This window comes from Pusillimonas minor, assembly GCF_014237865.1.
GTDB classification, from domain to species: Bacteria; Pseudomonadota; Gammaproteobacteria; order Burkholderiales; family Burkholderiaceae_B; genus Neopusillimonas; species Neopusillimonas minor.
Window position 1 is genome coordinate 263,247 of the sequence record NZ_JACJUU010000002.1, and the last position, 21,691, is coordinate 284,937.

Genomic DNA, 21,691 nt, shown 5'->3' on the forward strand with positions numbered 1-21,691 from the left:
TTTCATAAAAAATAAAATTATTTGCTTTTTTTGGATCCCAAATAGTAAAATTTGAATCCAATATTCGTGAACGACGTCTATACGTTCCCCGGAGACAAGCCGTGCCCCAAAGCAATATCCCCGTCGTGGTCGCAGGCATACGCCAGCTCACACCGCGCATCCGCGAATACCTGCTGCGCTCGCCCGCGGGCACGCCGCTACCCCGCTTCGAACCCGGCGCCCACATCGAGCTGCACACCCAATCGCCCGTCAGCGGCCCCATCGTTCGGCACTATTCGCTTATTGGCGGCACGGGCACCTGGGACGACACCCCCGACATCTACCGCATTGCCATTCAGCGCGAAGATCGTCAGCGCGGGTCCGCCTATATTCACGACCACTTTGTCGTCGGCTCCGCGCTGCATATTTCGCCCCCAAAAAATCACTTCCCGCTCGACCGGCGCGACGGCAAAACCCTGCTTATTGCAGGCGGCATCGGCATCACACCCATTTTGTCCATGCTGCGCAGTGTGGTTCGTCGCAACAAGCCCTTCGAAATGATTTACGCCGGCCGTAACGCGGCCGACATGGCTTACCACCAAGATGTCCAGCGCCTGGGCGGGGCCCAGGCCCGCATTCATATCAGTGGCGAATCCAACCAAAATCCGCTCGATGTCCGTAGCGTGCTGGCGGCACAGTCCGCCCACACCAACGTTTACGTCTGCGGCCCCGCCCCCCTGGTGCACGCGGTTCAGGCTGCGGCCAACGCCCTTAACTGGCCCGCCGGCCGGGTACGCAGTGAACTATTCTCATCCGGCCCTACAGTTAACGACGTGGCCTTCGATGTCGAATTACGCGCATCGGGCCGCATCGTTCACGTCGGTCGCGACGTCAGCATCCTAGATGCCCTGACACAAGCCGGGGTCGACGTGCTGTCCGACTGCCGACGCGGCGAATGTGGCCTGTGCCCTTTGCCCGTTCTCGACACCGACGGCGAACTGGTCCACCGCGACCGCTACCTCGATCAAGACGAAAAACAATCCGGCGAGACGCTTTGTATTTGCGTTTCCCGCACAACCGGCGCGCGCCTGGTCCTCGACGCCTAGGAGACACCCCATGACTTACACCGACGACATCGCATTTACCTTCGAGCGTGGCGCCTATGCCGACCACAGCACGCCCTTGGTACGCAACGCCTGGTACGTTGCCGGGCTGGCCAAAGAAATCTCCCGCGACATCATCGCGCGCCGTTTCCTGGGTGTCGACGTTGCGTTGTATCGCACCCTGGCCGGCGAACCCATCGCCGTACGCAACCGTTGCCCGCACCGCTCGTTTCCACTGGCCAAAGGCCGCCTCGAAGGCGACACCCTGGTCTGCGGCTACCATGGCATGGCGTTCGACCCGTCGGGCCGCTGTACCAACATGCCGTCCATGCCTATCGTGCCGGCCAACGCCAATGTCCGCTCGTTTCCGCTGGCCGAACGCGGCCCGCTGGTCTGGATCTGGATGGGCAACCCCGATCTGGCCGACGATAGCCTCATTCCCGACACCTCGTGGCTGAACGACCCGGCCTGGGCCAGCGTGGGGGGCTCGTTTGCGATGGACTGCGACTATGTATCGATGCACGAAAACCTGCTCGATCAAACCCACTTCCCGTTTTTGCATCCGGGCACCGTCGGCACTGTCGCTTACGCCCGGTCCAAACTCAAGGTGCGCCAAGAAGGCAATGTCGTCATCATCGACCGCTCGCTTAAAAATTCGCCGCCCCCAGGCATTTACGGCATTCCGGCAAAAATCATGCACAAAGATGTCGATCGCCTGTCCGAGGCGCGCTTTGCGTCACCGGCCATCCATACGGCATTTGCCCAAATCATCGACCATGCGCCCGACGATGGTAAACCGTCGGTGTACCGTTTCAACATCACTCACCTGATCACCCCCGAATCCAACGGCCGCATTCACTACTGGTGGTTCAACTCGCGCGACTTCGCCCACGACGACGCCGAGATCAACCAGTTTATGTACGACGCCTCGACAAAGGCCTACCTTGAAGACGTCGATGCACTTGAAGCCATCCTCAAGGTAGTCCAGACTGACATCGAGCCGCAATTCGACCTTAATTTCGCCCCCGACAAACCCGGCCTGATGATGCGCAGCGTGTTGTACAAGCTCGCGGCCGAAGAAGCCGGGTACGCCTCCCTCTAATCTTTACCAGGAACCATCATGGCTAAAATCATTGGCTGCATCGGCACCTCTCACGTTCCCACCATCGCCCTGGCCTACGACCGCGGCCGTCAAGAAGACCCGGCCTGGAAGCCGCTGTTCGACGGCTACAAGCCCGTCGCCCAATGGCTCGAAGACAAAAAGGCCGATGTTCTGGTCTTCATTTATAACGACCACGCCACCACATTCTTCTTCGACATGTACCCCACATTTGCCCTGGGCGTCGGCGAACGCTTCCCCATTGCCGACGAAGGCGCTGGCCTGCGCAACCTGCCACAAATCAAGGGCGACGTCGATCTGCAGGCCCACATTGCCGAATCCCTCGTCAACGACGAGTTCGACCTGACCATCTTCCAGAACAAGCCTATCGACCACGGCTGCGCGTCGCCACTGCCGCTGCTCTGGAAGCATGAGCCCGACTGGCCCGGTGCAATCGTACCCATTGCCGTCAACGTACTGCAGTACCCGCTGCCCACACCCCGGCGTTGCTACAAGCTGGGCCAAGCCATCCGTCGTGCCGTCGAATCCTACCCCAAAGACCTGAACGTCGTCATTGTGGGTACCGGCGGCCTGTCGCACCAAATACACGGCGAGCGCACCGGCTTCAACAACGAAGAATGGGATCTCGAATTCCTTGAGCTGCTGCAAAACAATCCGCAGAAACTGCTCGACATGACCCACGCCGACTATGTCCGCCTGGGCGGCGCCGAAAGCGTCGAACAAATCATGTGGCTGGCCATGCGCGGTGCCATGCCCGAAAAAATCAACAAAATCCATCAAAACTACTACCTGGCCACCACCACCGCCATGACAGTCGTTTTGTTTGAAGGCGACGAAGTCAGTGCCGGTGCCGACCAGGCAACCGCTGCCGCTGCCGCTGCCAACGCTTAAGGGGGTCTAAATGAATCCGCAACTTGAAGGCATCGAAAACATCGAAGGCACTTATGCTTTCGACATCCGCACCTGCAATCGCACCCTGAACGTCAACCGGTTCTTCTGGAACATGATCAAGGCCGAGTGGCGTGAACGCTACCTGAAAGACCCCGAAGGCGTCATGACCGAAGCCGGGCTGAACGACACCGAAAAAGACCTGATCCGAAAGCAAGACTGGCTGGGTCTGGTGCAGCATGGCGTCAACTTTTTTGTCCTCGAAAAGTTCGCCCGCGTTGCACGAAAGTCCAACCTCGAGGTCTACGCCATCATGCGCGGCGAATCGTTCGAAGACTTCATGAAAACACGCCGCGTACCCGACGCGCGTTAATCGTCGCACGCCCTGGCCCCGGCATCAGCCGGGGCCCCCTTTCAGCAAAACAATAATCTTGCCGGAGACAATCATGTCGGCACGCCCCACCTTTCCCATGAACGCCTGGTATGTGGCCGCCTGGGACGCCGAAGTCGGCCGCAAACTGCTGTCGCGCACTATCTGTAACGAACCCATGGTGCTGTACCGCCAAACCAACGGCAATGCCGTTGCCCTGGCCGACGCCTGCTGGCATCGTCTGGTACCGCTGTCACTGGGCACGCTAGTTGGCGACGAAGTGCGCTGCGGGTACCACGGCTTGCGCTTTAATGCCGATGGCCGCTGCACCCACATGCCCAGCCAGGACACCATCAACCCGTCAGCCTGCGTCCGGTCTTACCCCATCATCGAGCGCCATCGTTTTATCTGGGTATGGCCCGGCGACCCGGCACTGGCCGATCCCGCCCTGATCCCCGACCTGACGTGGATGACCGACGCGAAATGGGCGGGCGATGGCAGCATGGTTGAAGTCAAGGCCGACTACCGCCTCGTGCTCGACAACCTGATGGACCTCACTCACGAAACTTACGTACACGCCTCCAGCATTGGCAACGAAGCCCTGGCCGAAGCACCGTTCGATGCCGTACACGGCGAGACCACAGCCACGGTACGCCGCTGGGTACTGAACGAAGAAGCGCCCGCCTTCTGGGCGGCCCAGTTGGGCAAGCCCGGCCCGGTCGACCGCTGGCAAATCATCCACTTCAAGGCGCCCAGCGTTATTGCCCTGGACGTCGGCGTTGCACCGGCGGGCAGCGGCGCGCCTGAAGGCGATCGCTCGCAGGGGGTTGGCATGTGGGTTATTCATATTCCCACCCCGTCTACCGCGCAACACACCTACTACTTCTGGTGCCACATGCGTAATTACCGCATTAACGAACAGCGCGTTACCCGCGAGGTTCTGCAGGCCGCCGGCGGCATACTGCACGAAGACGAAACCATTATCGAAGCCCAACAGCAAGCCATGAACCGCTTGCCCGATCGCGACTTCTACAACCTCAGCATCGACGCTGGTTCGCTGTGGGCGCGTCGCCTGATCGACCAAATGATTGACAAAGAAACCAGCGAGCAGCCCACAGGCGAGGTCATTGCACTGAAAGAGGTGCGGGCGTGAACGGTTTGACATGGTTCGACACGCAGGTTGTGCAGGCGCGCGACCTGACCCCCACCGTCCGCGAATTTACGCTGCAATTTCCGCAGGCGGTAACGGCGGCTGCGGGCGCGCACATCAACGTCCAGGTCATGGTGGGCAACCTGCCCGAAACCCGTTCCTACTCCATCGTCGACAGCCACCCCAACGGGCACGTCGTCATTGCGGTCAAGGCCGTCGATGCCAGCCGTGGCGGCTCGCAATACATGCGATTGCTCAAGCCCGGTACGCGCTTGCGCGCCAGCGAGCCCGTCTCGCTGTTTGAACCGGCCTGGAATGCACCCGAAGTCTTGCTGCTGGCCGGCGGCATCGGCGTTACGCCGCTGGTCAGCCACGCGCGCGCACTTACGCAGCGCCGTCGGCCCGTGCGCATGGCCTACCTGGTGCGTAACGCGCAAGAACAAGCTTATGCAGACCCCTTGCGCGACCTATTGGGCGAGGCCCTCGACATCCATGTCGCCGACGCAGACCCCGCGCCCGACCTGCACGCCCTCATCAGCGCGTTGCCGCCCGACGGCCAACTGGCCATGTGCGGCCCCATCGGCCTGATGGAGGCGGTGCGCAGCATTTGGGCACAACAGGGTCGCTCCCGCGCCAATCTTCGATACGAAACGTTTGGCGCCAGCGGGCATCACCCTACGCAAGCATTTACGGTACATGTGCCGCGCCTGGGTATTGATGTCAATGTAGGCACCGGGCAAACCATGCTCGACGCCCTGAACGCGGCCGGCGTCGCCACGCTGTCAAACTGCCGTCGCGGTGAATGCGGCCTGTGCAGTGTCGACATCATTGCTGCTAACGGCACCATCGACCATCGCGACGTTTTCTACAGCCCGGCCCAACAGGCCGAACAACGCAAAATGTGCGCCTGTGTTTCGCGTATCGCCGGGGGCAGTGTCACCATCGAGCCGGCCTGGCGCGGCGACCCCGATTGGGGACGACCCGAAATATTGCAGCGCACGACGTCATAACCGCACGGAGTTGCTATTATCAGGAAACCGTACATAACAAGATCCAAAGCTTTACCCCAACCACAAAGGAGCAAGAGACATGTCATCTAATCGAGGTGTTGCCTACGTCGGCCCAGGCAAGGTAGAAGTCCAATCCATCCCGTTCCCCGAGCTCGTCGCCCCCAATGGCAAAAAAGCCGAACACGGCGTCATTCTTAAAGTGCTGTCCACCAATATCTGCGGCTCAGACCAGCACATGGTGCGCGGCCGTACCACAGCCCCAACCGGCCTTATTCTGGGCCACGAAATCACCGGCGAAGTGCTCGAAGTCGGGCGTGACGTCGAAACCATGAAAAAGGGCGACATCGTTTCCGTGCCGTTTAACGTGGCCTGCGGCCGTTGCCGTACGTGTAAAGAGCAAGACACCGGCGTGTGCTTGTCTGTCAACCCGTCGCGCGCGGGCGGCGCCTATGGTTACGTCGACATGGGCGGCTGGATCGGCGGCCAAGCCGAATACGTCATGGTGCCGTATGCCGACTTCAACCTGCTTAAGTTCCCCGATCGCGATCAGGCCATGGAAAAAATTCGCGACCTGACCTGCCTGTCTGATATTTTGCCCACCGGCTTTCACGGTGCGGTAACGGCAGGGGTAGGCCCAGGCAGTACGGTGTATGTGGCCGGCGCCGGCCCGGTCGGGTTGTCGGCCGCCGCATCGGCACGCTTGCTGGGCGCTGCTGTCGTTATTGTGGGCGACCTGAACGCCGAACGTCTGGCACATGCCCGTGCCGTCGGCTTTGAAACCGTAGACGTCTCGCTCGACACCCCGCTGGGCGAACAAATTGCCGCCATTCTGGGCACTCCCGAAGTAGACTGCGCTATCGACGCCGTTGGCTTCGAGGCACGCGGCCACGGCCATAGCGGCTCTCAAGTCGAGGCACCCGCCACGGTCCTGAACTCACTCATGAACATCACCCGTGCCGCCGGCAAGATCGGTATCCCCGGCCTTTACGTCACTGAAGACCCGGGCGCTGTCGACGACGCCGCCAAACACGGTTCACTGAGTGTTCGCTTTGGGCTGGGGTGGGCCAAGTCGCACAGCTTCTTCACGGGCCAAACGCCTGTCATGAAGTATAACCGCGCCCTGATGCAGGCCATCTTGTGGGACCGCATCAACATTGCCGAAATCGTCGGCGTACAGGTTATTTCGCTAGACGATGCCCCGCGCGGTTACGAAGCCTTCGATCACGGCGCCCCCAAGAAGTTCGTCATCGACCCGCACAACCAGCTTAAACACCTTCGGGCCGCTTAAACCTGTCAACCCAATGCCGCAGTTTTATACCGCGGCATGACAAAAGCCCCGACTTTGCACAAGCAAAGCCGGGGCTTTTTTTATAGTGGTGCTACGTATCAATGGCTATGTTTCATGCGCCACCAGTGGGTTGGGTGATACAGATATAACCTATGGCGACACAACGACAAACCCGCAGCTCAATCACGCAGCCGGTCAATAAACGACGGCCAGTCGAAGGCCTGGTCTTTCGGGTAGGTCACGCCTTTGGCCGCCATCAAATCAACAAAGGCGTCTTGCAGCTTTGCGGTGGCCAGCGCCATGACAGGGTCGACGTGCGCATCGGACAAGGTTTCCGCCACCTCACGCATCTCGGCCGCACGTCGACGGCCATGTTCAGCCACGCGGCTGATTAAATAATGAGGTTGCTTTTCCGTCCAGCCCATGCCCGGAGAGGTTTCGGCGAGCGAGGCCAGCACTTCGTGCTCGGCACCGTAACGACGGGCCGCCGTCAGGCATTCGACCGTCAAGGCCTCAATGCCCTTGATCATGACGCTGCGACACATTTTGATCGCCGACGCCACGCCAACGTCGGCCGACACCGCCCGGGTACGCATGCCCAGTGCATTCAACGCCGCCGATACCGCCTGCGCTTGCGTGCCCCCTAGCAACATGGGCACATGCAGGCCATACGGCGGCACCGGCGCCATAACGGCGGCTTCGACATAGGCCGCACCGGCGCTCTCAATGGCATTACGGTCGTGGGTTTTGGTGGACGGCGACACCGAATTGATGTCTAGAAAATACTGGCCGGCACGCATAAGGGGGCCGGCTTGTTCAGCCACCTGTGCCGCCGAACTGGCCGTTACCGCCGACACCACCAGGTCGACCGAGGAAACGGCCTGCTCAAGCGATGCAGCGAGTAAAACGCCTGCAGCTTCGGCACGCTGCTCGAGCGATGCCAACGCGTCCGCGTCGTGACACTTGATGTCGTAGGCCGTGACCCACAGGCCTGCCTTGACCAGGCCCTCGCCCAACAAGCCGCCGGCCTCGCCAAAACCAATCAGCCCGATCTTGCGAATCTCGGGCGCGCTTTTATCATTCGCCATAGCATCCTCCGGCAAGACGATGATCAATGAAGTCAGTCGGTGTACATATGAAAAATCGCGCTGCGCTCGGCAATTTTCCAGCCGTCGTCGGTCAGTACAACCTTGTCGATGAATTCACCTGCAACCTGACGCGCGTTGGCTTTGCGGCCAAAGGCTTCGACCGGCTCGTTGGTAGAGCTGCTCCAAAGCAAAACATAGCTGCTCATGGACGCACTGCCGGGCGTAATGTCGTACACCACCGAATTGGTCACAAAATGACGGGTAATGCGGTCGGCCGATTTGGCGCGGTATGAGTCAAGAATTGCCTGACGGCCCACCAGCGGCGTGCCACCCGGGCGCGTCAGCTGGGCGTCTTCAGTAAACAACTGCACAAACGATGCGTAGTCTTGCAGGTCGGAATAATAAGCCGTGCGGGCGGCCAGATCTTTACATACGGCCTGAATCGCCAGTACGTCTTCAACAGATGAGCTCATGTGCACCCCAAAATCAGTTAACGCAACAACCATTGTGCCAGCAAGGCACTAACGGCATCCGGCCGCTCCATAGTTGACATATGGCCGCTGTCTTCGACAGCGCTTAAGGTGGCCAACGATGCGGGAATCATGCCCTGCATGACTTCGTGCCGCGCGTACGGGCTCCAGGCGTCTTGACGGCCACAAATCAGGCTAGTAGGGCACGACAACGACGCCAGCACCGGGCCGGCATCGGGGCGACCCAACAGCGCATTAATTTGCGCTTCGAACTCGGCCGGAGTACGGCGCTCGATCATGTCGAGGATATCGTCGAAAAGCGGCGAGTTGACGCGGTCGGGGTGAACCATGCCCGGCGCCCACTGTTGACCCATGGCGCGCATGCCGTCGGCTTTAGCAATGTCGAGCAAGCGCATGCGCTTGGCGCGTTCCTGCTCGCCTGCCTCGCCCGAGGCGATCGGCTCGAAACCAGTATCGAGCAAAGCCAGACGCGAGACACGCTGGGGCGCCATACGCACCACCTCGAGGGCCACACGCCCGCCCATAGAGTGTCCTGCAAGCGCGAATACCTGGGTTGGCGCATCGCGCAAGACCTTTTCGGCCATGGCGGTAATGGAGTCCAGCGACTTGTAGTCGGGCACAAAGGAATCGGCAATGGCCGACAAAGCCCGCTGCTGATGTGTCCAGACGGCCTCATCACACAACAGACCTGGCAATAGCAGTAGTGCTTGTTTGCTCATGGTGAACCTGTATAAATTTACTGGCCGGGACCCGGCCAGATACGCGACGGAATATGTACACGCCCGTCGAAAAGCCAACGCGCCGTGCGAATAAGCGCAGCGCTGGCAACGCTAACCTGGCTACCCTCGCCTTGCAGCGTCAGCTCGACACTTAAATGCCCGGTGGGGTGCTCGATGTCGAGGCACGGATTTGAACCTGAGGGCATCTGCCCCACACCCTGACAAACTGACCCGGGCAAAGCCACTGCGGTAGCGACACTGACCGCCGCCAATACGCCAATAGAGGCATGACAGCGATGAGGAATAAAACAACGCGTATTGATAGCACCGCCCTGGGCAGGCTCGGAGACCAGGCACATTTTGGGTACAGTACGCTGAGCCACGTCGCCCAGATTCATCATCGGCCCCGCCTTAAGGCGGATGGCTTCGATACGCTGCTTGAGCTGGGCATCTGCGTCGAGGTCGGCGCGGGATTCGCGCCCCGTGCGGCCTAAATCCGCTGCACGCAGCAGCACCATCGGCATACCGTTATCGATACACGTCACCTGAACGCCATCGATGATGTCGCTGACATTACCTGTCGGCAACAGCGCGCCGCAGGTTGAGCCTGCTGTGTCACGAAACTCGATGGGAATAGGCGCAGCCGTACCCGGCACGCCGTCGATAGCCTGGTCGCCGTCGTACTGGACCACGCCATTAGGCGTGGGTACCGATGCGACGGCAATTTGCCCCGTGTTAACCATATGGATGGCCACACGTGTCACCCCATGCTCGGCTTTGACCATGCCAGTTTCGATGGCGTACGGACCGACGCCCGCCAGAATATTGCCGCAATTTTGGCCGGTGTCGACGCGAGCTTCGTTGACGACCACCTGGGCAAACAAGTAATCAATATCGGCATCGGGGCGCGAGGCAGGCCCCAGAATGGCCACCTTACTGGTCAGCGGGTCGGCCCCTCCGATACCGTCGATTTGCCGCGCATCGGGCGAGCCCATAACCGCCAGCAGAACACGGTCGCGCAGGGCGGGGTCTGCAGGTAAGTCGGCCGCCAGGAAGTACGCCCCCTTGGACGTCCCTCCTCGCATTTGCACGCATGGGATCCTGGTTTGCATACGTTGCCCTGGCGTGCTTAAAGTTCGTCGAGCGAATCGACGTAGCGCAGGCCTTTTTCGGCCAGGCGTTCGCGCATGCCGTAGTGGTCAAGCCCCAGCTTGCCAGTGGCCAGTACATCACGGGTGGCGTTTTCTTTTTCGGTACGCTTGCGCGCGGCCTGGGCCACCTTGGCGGCTTGTGCAACCGGCACCACCACGATTCCATCGTCATCGGCAACGATGACGTCACCGGGGTTGACCACTTGCTGGGCGCACACGACCGGGATATTGACCGAGCCGAGAGTTTCTTTGACAGTACCGGCCGCCGAGATAGCTTTAGACCAGACGGGGAAGCCCATTTCTTTAAGCACTGCAACGTCACGGCAGCCGGCATCGATAACCAGCCCCAACACACCGCGCGCCATGGCCGATGTGGCGAGCAGATCGCCGAAATAGCCATCGGTGCATTCAGACGTGGTGGCCACAACCAGAATGTCGCCCGCCTGGCATTGCTCCATCGCAACGTGGATCATCCAGTTGTCTGCGGGTGGGACCAGTACGGTAATGGCCGAACCGGCAATTTGCGCCCCCGACCAGATCGGGCGCATATACGGCGCCAGCAGCCCCAGGCGGGCCTGTGCTTCGTGCACCGTGGCCGAGCCGGCCTCGCGCAGCATGTCGATATCGGCTTGCGCCGCGCGCGTTACTTTACGAACGACAACACCACGATTCATGACAAGTCTCCGACGACGCTGGGGGTAAGACGCATATAACCTTCGGCATATTCGATGTTGCGCGCCGCGGTAATACCGATGTTGCGCTTGGCCTGTACGCCGCGCTGCTGTGCAACGCGGGTGTAATAGGCCCACAGATGTTCCTGGCCCGCCATGCATTCAATAGCCTGGCGCTTTTTGTCCCACACATGGGTGATGTCGAGGAAGGTGTTGGGCACCCATTCGCATTGTTCGGTTTGGTGTGGCTCGAACGCATAAACCGGCGGTGCGCCCACTACTTTTTGCCCTGGGTTGTGGCCTTCGGCCTGGGCAATGACCCGCGCTTCTTGGGCCACATGCATGGCCAGCGGGTGATCGAAGTTGTAGGGGTCTTTGGCCGAATGACTAAGCACGAATGCGGGCTGAAGCTCGCGGTAAATATCAACTAGGCGCATCAGGGCATCGTCGCTGACACGCAACGGGTAGTCACCCAGGTCGAAGAACTCGATTTCGGCGCCGAGAATATCGGCAGCCTTCTGCGCTTCTTCGCGCCGCACAGCCTTGACCTTTTCGAGGGTCATTTCGCCCTTGCGCCACAATTTGGCCGATTCGCCGCGTTCGCCAAACGACAGGCAAACGATTTTCATGCGATAGCCTTGTTCGACGTGAGCAGCAATAGCACCGCCCGCACGCCAGACAAAGTCGGCCGAGTGCGCGCTGACCACCAGGCCCGCCAGTGGTGTGGAGTCTTTAGATGTTGTCATTAGGAATCCCCTTCTAACCTGTACTTGAGTATCTGGGCCAGTGTGCCCAACCCCCCTGGAAACGACCAGTGAGATAAAGCGCACACCGGCGCAATTTACTTATATTGCTATAAATAAAGAATCATTCGTCTTCGGCGCCCAGGCCAATCAGCTGTGCCAACTGGTCGGGGTCGTTAAGCAGCACTTTACTTTCGCCTTCCCAGCGCGCCTTGCCGCGGTCAAGCACAATCGCGCGCTCGGTCAGCTCAAGCGCCAGTTCGGCGTGCTGTTCGACCAGCACAATGCCCATGCGCGACCCCTGACGCAGCTTCTGGAAGGCATCGACGAGTGCGTCGACAATAATGGGTGCCAGACCCTCGAAAGGCTCGTCGAGCAACAGCACACGCGGGTTGCCGATAAGCGCCCGGCCAATGGCCAGCATTTGCTGTTCGCCACCCGACAACTGATTGCCCATATTGCGACGACGCTCGGCCAGACGCGGGAAGAGTTCGTAAATGCGGTCAAGATCCCATTCGCCAGGCTGCTGTGCCACCCGAAGGTTTTCGTGCACGGTCAGCGACGGGAAAATTTCGCGCTCTTGGGGCACCAGGCCAAGGCCCGCAACCGCACGCTCGTGGCTGGGCACTTTGCCAATATCTTTGCCCAAATAATGCAAACTGCCCGAATGCTGCGTGGTTAACCCAAGCACCGTATTAAGCAAGGTAGATTTACCCACACCGTTGCGACCCAACACACTAATGGCCTCGCCATCGGCAAGAGAAAGCGACAGCCCTTCGATGACAACAGTTTCACCATAGCCGGCAAACAGGTTATCTATTTTCAACAGTTCAGCCATGATGACGCTCCCCCAGGTATACGGCGCGTACACGCGGGTCGTTACGCACTTCTTTAACAGTTCCTTCGACCAGCACTGCCCCTTCGACCAGCACGGTAATGCGCTGGGCGAAACGGAAGACCAGATCCATATCGTGCTCGATCACCAGCACCGCAACATCTTGCGGCAGACGCTCGAGCAAATCGAACAAACGCGCCCCCTCGGTTGAAGGCACCCCGGCTACGGGCTCGTCGAGCAGCAGTACGGAAGGCTTGAGCGCCAAGGCCAGCGCGATTTCAATGAGCCGGCGCTGACCATAGGCCAGGTCGGAGATGGTTCTGCCGGCCAGCTCGAGCAGACCGAGCGAATGCAGCAGCGCCGCCGCCTCGTCCATCAGCTCGGGCGATTGCGTGATACTGCTGAACAGACGGCCATCACGCCCCTCGCGGGCCGACAACGCCAAGCCGATGTTCTCGGCAACCGTCAGGCGATTGAATAACGAATTGATTTGGAACGTACGCGCCAGACCCAGCTTCACACGTTTTTCTGGTGACATGCCGGTAATGTCGGTGCCGTTAAGCAATACCCGACCCTTGGACGGTTGAAGCAAGCCGGTAATTTGGTGCACCAGCGTACTTTTGCCGGCGCCGTTGGGGCCGATAAGCGCGTGGCGCACGCCTTTTTCAAGCTTAAGACTGACGTCTTGCGTAACTTTGAGTTGACCGAACTGCTTGCTCAGCCCTTGAAGCTCAAGTGCTGCTGTCATTTTTCACTCCTTTTGGCGACCATGCGCGCCACAAAGCCGGCCAGGCCATCGGGGGCATAACGTACGATAAGAATCAGGACAACGCCCAGTACCGCGAGCCAGTTGGTGGGGTCGATAGCGGCGGCGCGGTCGGACAGCACCACAAACAAAATGGCGCCAAACAACGCGCCATAAAGGCGACCGGTACCGCCCAAGGCCAACATGACGACGACGTTGGCCGACAACGTAAACGCCAGCGAATCAAGACCGACGATGCGATTGATTTGCGCCGACAAACCACCAGCAATACCAGCGACCGCCGCAGAAATGGTGTACAGCACCCACAAGCGCTTTTCGACCGACACGCCCAACATGCGCATACGGGTCTGGTTTTCGCGAATACCTTGGGCGGTTTGGCCAATGGATGAATTCACCAGCTTTTTAAGCAGCGCATACACCAGCACCAGCACCACAAAGGCATATACAAATCCGGTGTAGCCGTAAATGTCGAACTGGAACATGCCCAGCAACGGGGCGACATCGTAACCCGTCAGGCCATCGTCGCCATTGGTAATGCCTTTGGCAACGTTGGCCAGTTCGTACAGCAAGGTCGCCACGGCCAGGGTAAGCATCAACTGGGTAAGGCCCTGCGTACGCAGCACGGCAAAACCCGACAACAAACCCACGACACCGGCTGCAATGGCGGCAACCAACAACCCGCTGATGGGTTCGGGCGAGAAATGCAGCGAATACAAGCCCGCAGCGTAGGCGCCCACACCGAAGAAAGCGGCATGCCCCAGGGACTCGACCCCGCCATAGCCCTGGGCCAGGTCAAGCGAGAGCGCAAAGATGGCCATGATGACCACGAACGCGGCCAGCGCCAGGTAATACTCGCCAAATAACAGTGTTAGTGCGGCGGCCACCACCAACGCGGCGTCGGCCAGGTTATAGCGTTGCCGACGAAATGCCCCAACGACCAGATTTGCATCAGATTGTTTGTTCATGATGTGCCCCCCCTTAGCCTGCACGACCAACCAGACCCTGCGGGCGGGCCAACAAAATAGCCAATACAGCAAGGTAAATAATGAAACCACCCAACGCGGGGATGTAATAACGACCCATCGTATCGATCAGGCCAAGCAACAGCGCCGAATACAGCGACCCCTTCAGGCTGCCCAAGCCGCCAACAGCAACCACGATCAGGACCAACACCAGGTATTTCAGGCCGTAGTAGGGCTCGAGCGGGAGCATTTGCGTACCGACGGCACCGCCCAGCGCAGCCAGACCGCAACCGATGGCAAACGTTACCGAGAACACCAGGGGCACGTTGATGCCCACGCAACGCGCCATGCGAGGGTTATCGACCGCCGCACGCAAACGCGCACCAAACGTGGTGTATTCAAGGCACAGCCAAAGCGCACCAGCCACCGCCACACTTAGACCCAGCACAAACAAGCGATACACTGAAATATTGAGCGAGCCCAACGACCACTGCCCCAACAAGGCGTCGGGCAGCGCAATGCTTTGAATTTGCGGGCCGGCAAGGTTTTTGACCAGCGCCGTAATAACGAAGGTCATACCAATAGTCATGAGCAACTGTCCAAGCGGATCGCACTTGTACACCCACTGGTACAAGGTGCGCTCGAGGATCAGACTCAGCGCCATGGTGGCGAGAACGCCGACCGGCAGCGCCACAAAAAAATTCATGTCAGCTGAGCGCATCAGCCACAAGGTAATAAACCCGCCGATCATGGCGAACGCGGAGTGCGTAAGGTTAACAACCCGCATCACCCCAAGCGTAATCGTGAGGCCGACCGAGATGAGAAACAGCATCATCCCGTAAGACACCCCGTCGATGGTCAGGGTAAGAAATGTAGATAGCGCATTTGGCATGGGGTAACTCGTATAAACACAGGGCGACCGAAGCACACCCCCCTAAATACCGGGGCAGACCTGGCTTTCCTGATGTGCAGATGAGAGTACGGCCTGGACCCGACCGTTTAGTTGATGGGCACGGCCCCGGTGATATTGGAGCCGCGCCGTGTACTACGTAGTTTTGGCTTTACTTGGGATTGCGCGCGTGCCAGGGTTCGGCAACGGCTTCGTAGGTGTGGACAGGAACGTTACCCAGCAAACCGCCGTCAACTTTCTGAACTTTGCGAATGTAGATGTTCTGTGTAATTTCGCGTGTGTTCGGATCGATGGTGACAGGGCCACGAGGGCTCTTCCAGGAATAGCCCTTGATGGATGCCATGGCAGCGTCACCGTCTTTTTTACCGTCGGTGGCTTTGATCATGTGTGCAATAACCTGCATGGCGTCGTAGACGCCCATAGAAGCCAGGCTGGGGATTGCATCAGGGCCGAATTTAGCTTTGTATTTTTCAACAAAGGCTTTGTTTTCCGGGTTGTCGAGGTAAGGCGAATAGTGCAACGAAGTAATAATGCCCTGAGCCGAATCACCGATAGCAGGCAGGTCGGACTCTTGTGTTTCGGCGCCGGCATACAACTGTACGCCGCCTTTACCGAGACCACGGTCTTGGAAGGCTTTGATGAAGCCTGCCGACATAGGGCCTACAGGCATGAACATGAAGACGTGCTTGGTGCCAGAGTCGGAAATACGCTGCAGGTAAGTAGAGAAGTCGGTGGTGCCCAACGGTACTTTGATGAGCTCGGTGATTTTGCCGCCCAACTCGGTAAAGCTGGTGTCAAATGCCTGGGCAAGGTCTGTACCCGGCGCGTAGTCGGCAATAACCGTAACGGCCTCGCGGGCACCCTGTTCGTAGGCCCACTTCATCAGGGGAACGGCGTATGCCCAGGATGTATAGCCCACACGCGCAAAGTACGGCGTTTTATTGGTCATGCTGGACGTTGCAGCGTTAACAAACACGTAAGGCGTTTTTGTTTGGTCAACGATGTCGGAGGTGCCCATGACAGTAGGCGTAAACACACCGCCGGTCAGGTATTGCACTTTGTCGCGAACGATAAGCTCTTGTGCCAGTTGACGAGCGCGCTGCGGGTTTGCGCCGCCTTCGTCGCGCTTGACCACGGTAACGGTGTGGTCGCCGACTTTACCGCCGGTTTCGGCCATGAACATTTCAACACCACGGTCGTATTCTTGACCCCACCACGAATAAGTGCCCGAGTACTGACTGAGCAAGCCAACCTTGATTTCGTCGGCCAGAACCGGTGCTGCGAGCAGGCTGCCGGCCACTGCACAGGCCGCGGCGCCCACTTTAAAACGCTTACCAATAAAAGAATACATGGCGCATCTCCGTATATAGTTATAGATCTGTGTGACTTCCAAAACACTTTGGAATGGTCACTATCATCGCACCACACGGTTTACGCCACCAATGCCAATCGGCACCCTACCTAGGCGTTCTGGTTATACGCCGCCCACTACACCAACGACGCCGCCAGCCGTCCAAGCTCATGAATAAACGATTTCATGGTGATATTGGGGTCAGCGTCAGCGCGCATCGTCAGGCCAATATAGCGGGTCGTTTCTTTGACCTGAACAGGCAAGACACTAAACGCGCCGGCAGATATCCCATGAAACATTTGCCGGCGCGACAGCAAGGCCAATCGGTCGCTGTCTTGCAATAACGCCTGCAGCACAATGGCGCTGTTCACTTCGAGCACGGTTGAAGGCGGCTGGACGCCGACCGCGTGAAAGGCGCGCTCGAAGGCATCGCGTGCCGGTGTACCGTGCAACGGCGCGATCCAGGACTCACCTACCAGTTGGTCAAGGCCCGCAATGGTATGCCCCTCAAGCGGATGGTCCTTACGGACAACCACCGACAAGGTGTCTTCGAACAACGGTGTTTGAATAACATCTGCCCCCGGCGCCTGTGGGCGTAACGCCCCCACCAGCACATCGATGTCAGCATGACGCAGCTGATACATCAGGCCGTCGTACGTGCCATCAACAATACTGACGCTCAAATCTTTGTATTGCGCCAACACGCGGTCGACGGCACGCGGCACCAGCGCCCCCGACGACAGCGGCAACGAGCCGATCACCAGACGCCCGCGCATGCGTCCCTGAAACGCAGCCAGGTCTTCAGAGGCTTGCCGGAACTCGTCGAGCGCCAGCTTGGCCCGCTGCAAAACGACTTCGCCACTTTCAGTCAACCGAACGCCCCGCGCAGAGCGATGGAACAGGCGGACGCCCAGCATATGTTCGAGCTGACGCAAGGTTTGATTGACGGCCGGCTGGCTAACCCCCAGGCGGCCGGCGGTGGCTGTTTCACTGCGCGCCTCGCAAAACACAATATAGGTTTGCAAATGGCGGTAGCCGCAGGTACCGGCAAACCGGCCAGCCGGGACGTGGGGTGGGTTTTGTTCGGCCAAACTCAAGGCCTCGTGCTCACCCTGGCGCAATTGCGAAAAAGCGCGTTCGGCACGGTGCGACAGCAATTGGCCGACGGTCGTGGGCAACATGCCACGCGCGGTTCTGTCGAAAATAGGTACGCCCACGGCGGTTTCAAGCTCACGGATGGCGCGCGCAATGGCCGACTGCGACAACGGGAGAATGGTCGCCGCCTGTGACGTACTGCCTGTTTTGCACACCGCAAGTACAGCGCGAAACTGACGCAGATGCTCTGCCAGCGACATAGGCATGAAATCGACCTCCGGGAAGAGTCGCCATTTTAACGTGCTGCCCCGCTTCGGGGCAGCACACAAGGCCATCGCACCACAATAGCGCAACACATACCTAGGGTTGACCCTAAACAATGGCACGCTTTTTGCTCAATAGTTTTACATACCGCGCCTGCGGCCCACGAAATTATGGGGTGCCCGATGGAAAACAACTACCGCTTTACCGCAAAAATGCTTGACCTGAGCCCTTGGCAAACCTTCCGGTATGCCATTTTCCCGGCATGGTTGCGCGTACCCTTTCGACTGGTCAGACGGCGCTAAGCCCGTTACCTGCGTCGCCACACCCACCAAGGCAACCGCAACACGCTTTACACCACGTCATTATGCATAACCCCAAGTTCATTTCACTGGAACAGGTCTGTACCGATAGCGCCGAAGCCGCAGGGTTGTCGCTGCTGAATGTCGACGTCACCGTGTCCCAAGGCACTACCCTTGTGGTGCATGGGCCGCCCAATAAAGGGAAGTCGGGTTTTTTACTATTGATAGCCGGGCTGATCACGCCCGGGCGCGGCGGGGTGATTTGTAACGGCAAGGAGGTGACTGGCCCGAGCCCCGAACGTGCACTTGTCCCGCAGTGGCCCGCCCTGCTGCCTTGGCTGACGGCCTACCAAAATGTGTTTTTGGCGGTTGACCGGGCTCACGGAAGGCACAAGTCGCGTGATGAACTACATGTGGATACCGCCATTGCCCTGCAACGCATGCAATTAGGAAATGTAATGCACACGCGGGCAAGTCGGCTAACGCAAGACCAGCAACAGCGTGTGTCGATTGCCCGGGCACTGGTAGTACGTCCGCGCGTGCTGCTACTTGACGAACCCTTCGCCCCGCTTGAAGCGGCCACCCTGGCCTGGTTGCCGGCCACGCTGGAACATCTGATTCAGGAACACCATATAACGACTGTCGTCACACACAATGACAACCCATTTCCGTATTTGCACCCCAGCCAGTACTTCGAGGTGGGTGCAGCGGCCTGCCAGCCCGCCTAATCGGCGTATAGCGCCTCAACGGCCTGAGCGCGATTGGCCAGTACATTAGCCTGGTTCAGCGAGCCCTTATCTGTGATTTCACGGGCTTGAGCCAAGGGCGGCTGAGTAGCCAGCACATAAGCGGCAATGTACATGGCGCTGCCTGGGTTGCGCTGGTTGTAACGACTCACCCCCGCCTGCACAAATGACGCCACATCGACATGCTGAGCCAACGCTTCGTAGTTTAGAGTGGCATCGCCCACCAAACGACGCGCCGCCGCCAGGTCGATAAAAACCAAGGCACGGACATCAGTGCGACCCGACCCGGCAATAACAACATCGGCCACCACCGGCAGTAATTCGCCCAATAACAACCCACGCAAGCGCCCCACCGAGACCCAGGTACCGCTTTGCAACTTGAAGTCTTCGGCAATCCGGCCCTCAAAAACAATGCCCTGGGCCGGATCGGCGTCGTCCACGAGCCGCGCCGCATCGCCCGAACGGAAATAGCCGTCGTCGTCAAAAACCGATGGTGTTAAATCGGGACGCGCCAGATAGCCTGCAAACACATTAGGCCCTTTGACGCGCAGCTCGTAACGGTCATCGACACGCGCAAACTTGATATCGCAACCCGGCACCGGCAAACCAATATTGTCGGCACGCCTGGAATCGAAAAACACCCCCGTCGCCAGCGGTGCGGTTTCAGTGGCGCCCCACGCGGTAACCAAAGGCACGCGGTGACCACGCACCTTGACGGCAAGGTCTTCGAGGTCGGACCAGGTTTTTTGCGGCATACCCGCGCCGGCATAGAAAATCAGGTCAAGGTGCTTGAAGAAACTTTGGCACAACACGTCGTCGTGCGTCATGCGGTTAACCAGTTGATGAAACGCCAAAGGCACATTGAAGTGAATCGTTGGCGAGATTTCACGCAAATTATTGACGGTGCGTTCGAACAGCGCACCGGCTGGTTTGCCGGCATCGATATACAGCGTGCCGCCGTGGCTCAAAGCCAGAAAAAACACTTCGTTGCCGCCAAAGGTGTGATGCCAGGGCAACCAGTCAACCAGCACAGGCTTGCGCTGCTGCACAAACGGGAAAATCTGCGCCAACTGCTGCTGGTTGGCGCACAACATACGCTGTGTATTGATGACCCCTTTTGGCACACCGGTTGAACCCGAGGTAAACAAAATTTTGGCGACATCGTCCGGGGCAATGCTTACGTTGCGTACGTCAACACTGTCTGCCGGCGTAGCCAGCACCTCGTCAAGTGCTACCGCACCCGTATGCGTCTCGGGAGCAATAACCGCAACGTTTTGGGCACACGCCTTAACCAGGGCGGCGCCATACCGCGGCAGATTGTCGGTATAAATAACCGCCGGCTTAAGCGCAGAAAAGCATGCCAGCAATTTGTCGAATGCCGCTTCGACGGCGGCGTAGGCCGGCGACACCGGCGCTACCGGCACACCGGCATACAGCGCCCCCAGCAAAATATTGGCGGTATCAATACTGTTCTCGGCCACGACCGCCAGAGGCGCCTGCGGCCCGCACCCGACATTAACCAGATACTGCCCAACAGCCCGCGCACGCGCCAGCGTTTGTGCGTAAGACTGCCGCTGCCAACCTGCTTCGGGCGTATCAAGATTGCCGATACGCTGGGCCAGAAAGGTTTCGTGGGGCGTGCGTTCGGCCCAATACAACAAGGCATCGGTAATGCAGCGGCCGTAAGGCTGCAAAGGGTGTGCGTTGCGCAAAATAAAACTGCCGTCCGGCAAATCTTGCCGGACGGCAGCAACAGCGCAGAAAGTATCTGGGCTCATGGGAAGGCGCTAACCTGTTACTTGCGACGCGGCAAACCCATGATCTGGCGGGCCTCGTCTGGCGTGGCGGGCTCGTAACCCATTTCGCGAACCAGGCGAACGATGCGCTCGACCAATTGCACGTTGGTCGCCAGCTTGCCTTGCTCGTAGTAAAGGTTGTCCTCAAGGCCAACCCGCACATGGCCACCCAGCAATAGCGACTGCATGGCAGCCGGCAACTGCGCCGGGCCAATAGCGCTGACGTTGAAAATAGCACCTTTGGGCAGGTGATCGACCAGCAACTGCATGATTTTGGGCGTGTAGGGCAAGCCGCCCTGGAACGCCGCTACGCCCAGCACCATATTGATAAAGTAAGGCTCTTCGTCGACTTCTTTGAGAATTTTGCCAACTTCCAGCAGGTCGGACAGCGCAAAAACCTCCCATTCGGGCTTGATGCCGCGCGCCTTCATTTTGTCGGCCAGTTCGCGAACCCGCTTGGGTGTGGTGGGGACCAAAATTTCTTTGTCGCCAAACGTAGCGCAGATGGTTTGCGCGTCGAGCGTACACATTTCCACGCCTTCGCCTTCCATGCCTTTCAGGCGCTCCTCGAACTTGATTTCCCAGAGCCCGTTATTAAGCTGGTGAATCATGTCGCCGTTAATGCCGCCACCGGTCGAGTTGTTCAGGATGATGTTGCACTTGTCGCGAATACGGCGATTGATCTCGGTATAAACCGCTGGGTCGCAGGTCGCTTCCTGGTCGCTTGCACGACGGGCATGAACCGCCACCACACTGGCCCCCGCGTTATAACAATCGTAGACATCGGCAGCGATCTCTTCAGGCGTTGTAGGCAACGCCGGGTTTTGCTTTTTGCCGGCCATGCCGCCTGTGGGGGCGACCGTCACCACGATCTTGGGTTTATTGCTCATGAATCC

22 protein-coding genes are annotated in these 21,691 nt (G+C 59.0%); 8 read left to right on the forward strand and 14 right to left on the reverse strand.

The window, feature by feature from the left end:
* Positions 1–101 precede the first annotated feature (101 nt).
* The 7 genes from GTU67_RS15560 to fdhA all read left to right on the forward strand — a co-directional run bounded on the left by GTU67_RS15560 (position 102) and on the right by fdhA (position 6,908).
* Positions 102–1,085, forward strand: a complete 984-nt coding sequence (locus GTU67_RS15560; RefSeq protein WP_185778853.1) for a 2Fe-2S iron-sulfur cluster-binding protein — start codon at positions 102–104, stop codon at positions 1,083–1,085.
* A 10-nt stretch (positions 1,086–1,095) separates the two neighbouring features.
* Positions 1,096–2,184, forward strand: a complete 1,089-nt coding sequence (locus tag GTU67_RS03910) for an aromatic ring-hydroxylating oxygenase subunit alpha (protein WP_185778854.1) — start codon at positions 1,096–1,098, stop codon at positions 2,182–2,184.
* 18 nt (positions 2,185–2,202) lie between these two features.
* A complete protein-coding gene (locus GTU67_RS03915) occupies positions 2,203–3,093 on the forward strand; it encodes a gallate dioxygenase (RefSeq protein WP_185778855.1) in 891 nt (296 codons plus the stop codon).
* 10 nt (positions 3,094–3,103) lie between these two features.
* Positions 3,104–3,463 (forward strand): protocatechuate 3,4-dioxygenase, encoded by a 360-nt coding sequence (locus GTU67_RS03920; protein WP_185778856.1) that lies wholly within the window; start codon positions 3,104–3,106, stop codon positions 3,461–3,463.
* 73 nt (positions 3,464–3,536) lie between these two features.
* Positions 3,537–4,613 carry an aromatic ring-hydroxylating dioxygenase subunit alpha gene (locus GTU67_RS03925; protein WP_185778857.1) on the forward strand — a complete coding sequence of 359 codons (1,077 nt, stop codon included), beginning with the start codon at positions 3,537–3,539 and terminating at the stop codon, positions 4,611–4,613.
* A complete protein-coding gene (locus GTU67_RS03930) occupies positions 4,610–5,620 on the forward strand; it encodes a 2Fe-2S iron-sulfur cluster-binding protein (protein WP_185778858.1) in 1,011 nt (336 codons plus the stop codon). Before GTU67_RS03925 ends, GTU67_RS03930 begins: the two co-directional genes overlap by 4 nt.
* 79 nt (positions 5,621–5,699) lie before the next feature.
* A complete protein-coding gene (gene fdhA / locus GTU67_RS03935) occupies positions 5,700–6,908 on the forward strand; it encodes a formaldehyde dehydrogenase, glutathione-independent (RefSeq protein ID WP_093971575.1) in 1,209 nt (402 codons plus the stop codon).
* Positions 6,909–7,087: 179 nt separating this feature from the next.
* Here fdhA and GTU67_RS03940 read toward each other — a convergent pair whose 3' ends face one another.
* The 12 genes from GTU67_RS03940 to GTU67_RS03995 form a co-directional block, all read right to left on the reverse strand.
* Positions 7,088–7,996 carry an NAD(P)-dependent oxidoreductase gene (locus GTU67_RS03940; protein WP_185778859.1) on the reverse strand — a complete coding sequence of 303 codons (909 nt, stop codon included), beginning with the start codon at positions 7,994–7,996 and terminating at the stop codon, positions 7,088–7,090.
* Positions 7,997–8,028: 32 nt separating this feature from the next.
* A complete protein-coding gene (locus GTU67_RS03945; RefSeq protein ID WP_185778860.1) occupies positions 8,029–8,469 on the reverse strand; it encodes a nuclear transport factor 2 family protein in 441 nt (146 codons plus the stop codon).
* A 17-nt stretch (positions 8,470–8,486) separates the two neighbouring features.
* A complete protein-coding gene (locus tag GTU67_RS03950; RefSeq protein ID WP_185778861.1) occupies positions 8,487–9,206 on the reverse strand; it encodes an alpha/beta fold hydrolase in 720 nt (239 codons plus the stop codon).
* Positions 9,207–9,223: 17 nt separating this feature from the next.
* Complete coding sequence (locus GTU67_RS03955; protein ID WP_185778862.1) at positions 9,224–10,318, reverse strand: 4-oxalomesaconate tautomerase; 1,095 nt, start codon at positions 10,316–10,318, stop codon at positions 9,224–9,226.
* Between the two features lie 17 nt (positions 10,319–10,335).
* The gene (locus GTU67_RS03960; RefSeq protein ID WP_185778863.1) at positions 10,336–11,031 is read right to left on the reverse strand and encodes a 4-carboxy-4-hydroxy-2-oxoadipate aldolase/oxaloacetate decarboxylase; all 696 of its coding nucleotides are present in this window, start codon (positions 11,029–11,031) and stop codon (positions 10,336–10,338) included.
* Complete coding sequence (locus tag GTU67_RS03965; RefSeq protein WP_185778864.1) at positions 11,028–11,774, reverse strand: PIG-L deacetylase family protein; 747 nt, start codon at positions 11,772–11,774, stop codon at positions 11,028–11,030. Before GTU67_RS03965 ends, GTU67_RS03960 begins: the two co-directional genes overlap by 4 nt.
* A gap of 121 nt (positions 11,775–11,895) precedes the next feature.
* The gene (locus tag GTU67_RS03970) at positions 11,896–12,609 is read right to left on the reverse strand and encodes an ABC transporter ATP-binding protein (protein WP_185778865.1); all 714 of its coding nucleotides are present in this window, start codon (positions 12,607–12,609) and stop codon (positions 11,896–11,898) included.
* The gene (locus tag GTU67_RS03975; RefSeq protein WP_185778866.1) at positions 12,602–13,354 is read right to left on the reverse strand and encodes an ABC transporter ATP-binding protein; all 753 of its coding nucleotides are present in this window, start codon (positions 13,352–13,354) and stop codon (positions 12,602–12,604) included. The genes GTU67_RS03970 and GTU67_RS03975 overlap by 8 nt, the downstream gene beginning before the upstream one ends.
* Positions 13,351–14,337 carry a branched-chain amino acid ABC transporter permease gene (locus GTU67_RS03980; RefSeq protein WP_185778867.1) on the reverse strand — a complete coding sequence of 329 codons (987 nt, stop codon included), beginning with the start codon at positions 14,335–14,337 and terminating at the stop codon, positions 13,351–13,353. The genes GTU67_RS03975 and GTU67_RS03980 overlap by 4 nt, the downstream gene beginning before the upstream one ends.
* 13 nt (positions 14,338–14,350) lie before the next feature.
* Positions 14,351–15,226: a branched-chain amino acid ABC transporter permease gene (locus tag GTU67_RS03985; RefSeq protein WP_185778868.1), complete on the reverse strand. Its 876-nt coding sequence runs from the start codon at positions 15,224–15,226 to the stop codon at positions 14,351–14,353.
* A 169-nt stretch (positions 15,227–15,395) separates the two neighbouring features.
* The gene (locus GTU67_RS03990) at positions 15,396–16,595 is read right to left on the reverse strand and encodes an ABC transporter substrate-binding protein (protein WP_185778869.1); all 1,200 of its coding nucleotides are present in this window, start codon (positions 16,593–16,595) and stop codon (positions 15,396–15,398) included.
* A 137-nt stretch (positions 16,596–16,732) separates the two neighbouring features.
* Positions 16,733–17,956 (reverse strand): LysR family transcriptional regulator, encoded by a 1,224-nt coding sequence (locus tag GTU67_RS03995; protein WP_185778870.1) that lies wholly within the window; start codon positions 17,954–17,956, stop codon positions 16,733–16,735.
* A 362-nt stretch (positions 17,957–18,318) separates the two neighbouring features.
* Here GTU67_RS03995 and GTU67_RS04000 point away from each other — a divergent pair, with 362 nt between their 5' ends.
* Positions 18,319–18,981 (forward strand): ATP-binding cassette domain-containing protein, encoded by a 663-nt coding sequence (locus GTU67_RS04000; RefSeq protein ID WP_185778871.1) that lies wholly within the window; start codon positions 18,319–18,321, stop codon positions 18,979–18,981.
* Here the strand turns inward: GTU67_RS04000 and GTU67_RS04005 are convergent.
* Positions 18,978–20,777 carry an AMP-binding protein gene (locus GTU67_RS04005; RefSeq protein WP_185778872.1) on the reverse strand — a complete coding sequence of 600 codons (1,800 nt, stop codon included), beginning with the start codon at positions 20,775–20,777 and terminating at the stop codon, positions 18,978–18,980. The genes GTU67_RS04000 and GTU67_RS04005 overlap by 4 nt on opposite strands.
* Before the next feature lie 17 nt (positions 20,778–20,794).
* Positions 20,795–21,685 (reverse strand): beta-keto acid cleavage family enzyme, encoded by an 891-nt coding sequence (locus GTU67_RS04010; protein ID WP_185778873.1) that lies wholly within the window; start codon positions 21,683–21,685, stop codon positions 20,795–20,797.
* Between the last annotated feature and the right edge of the window lie 6 nt (positions 21,686–21,691).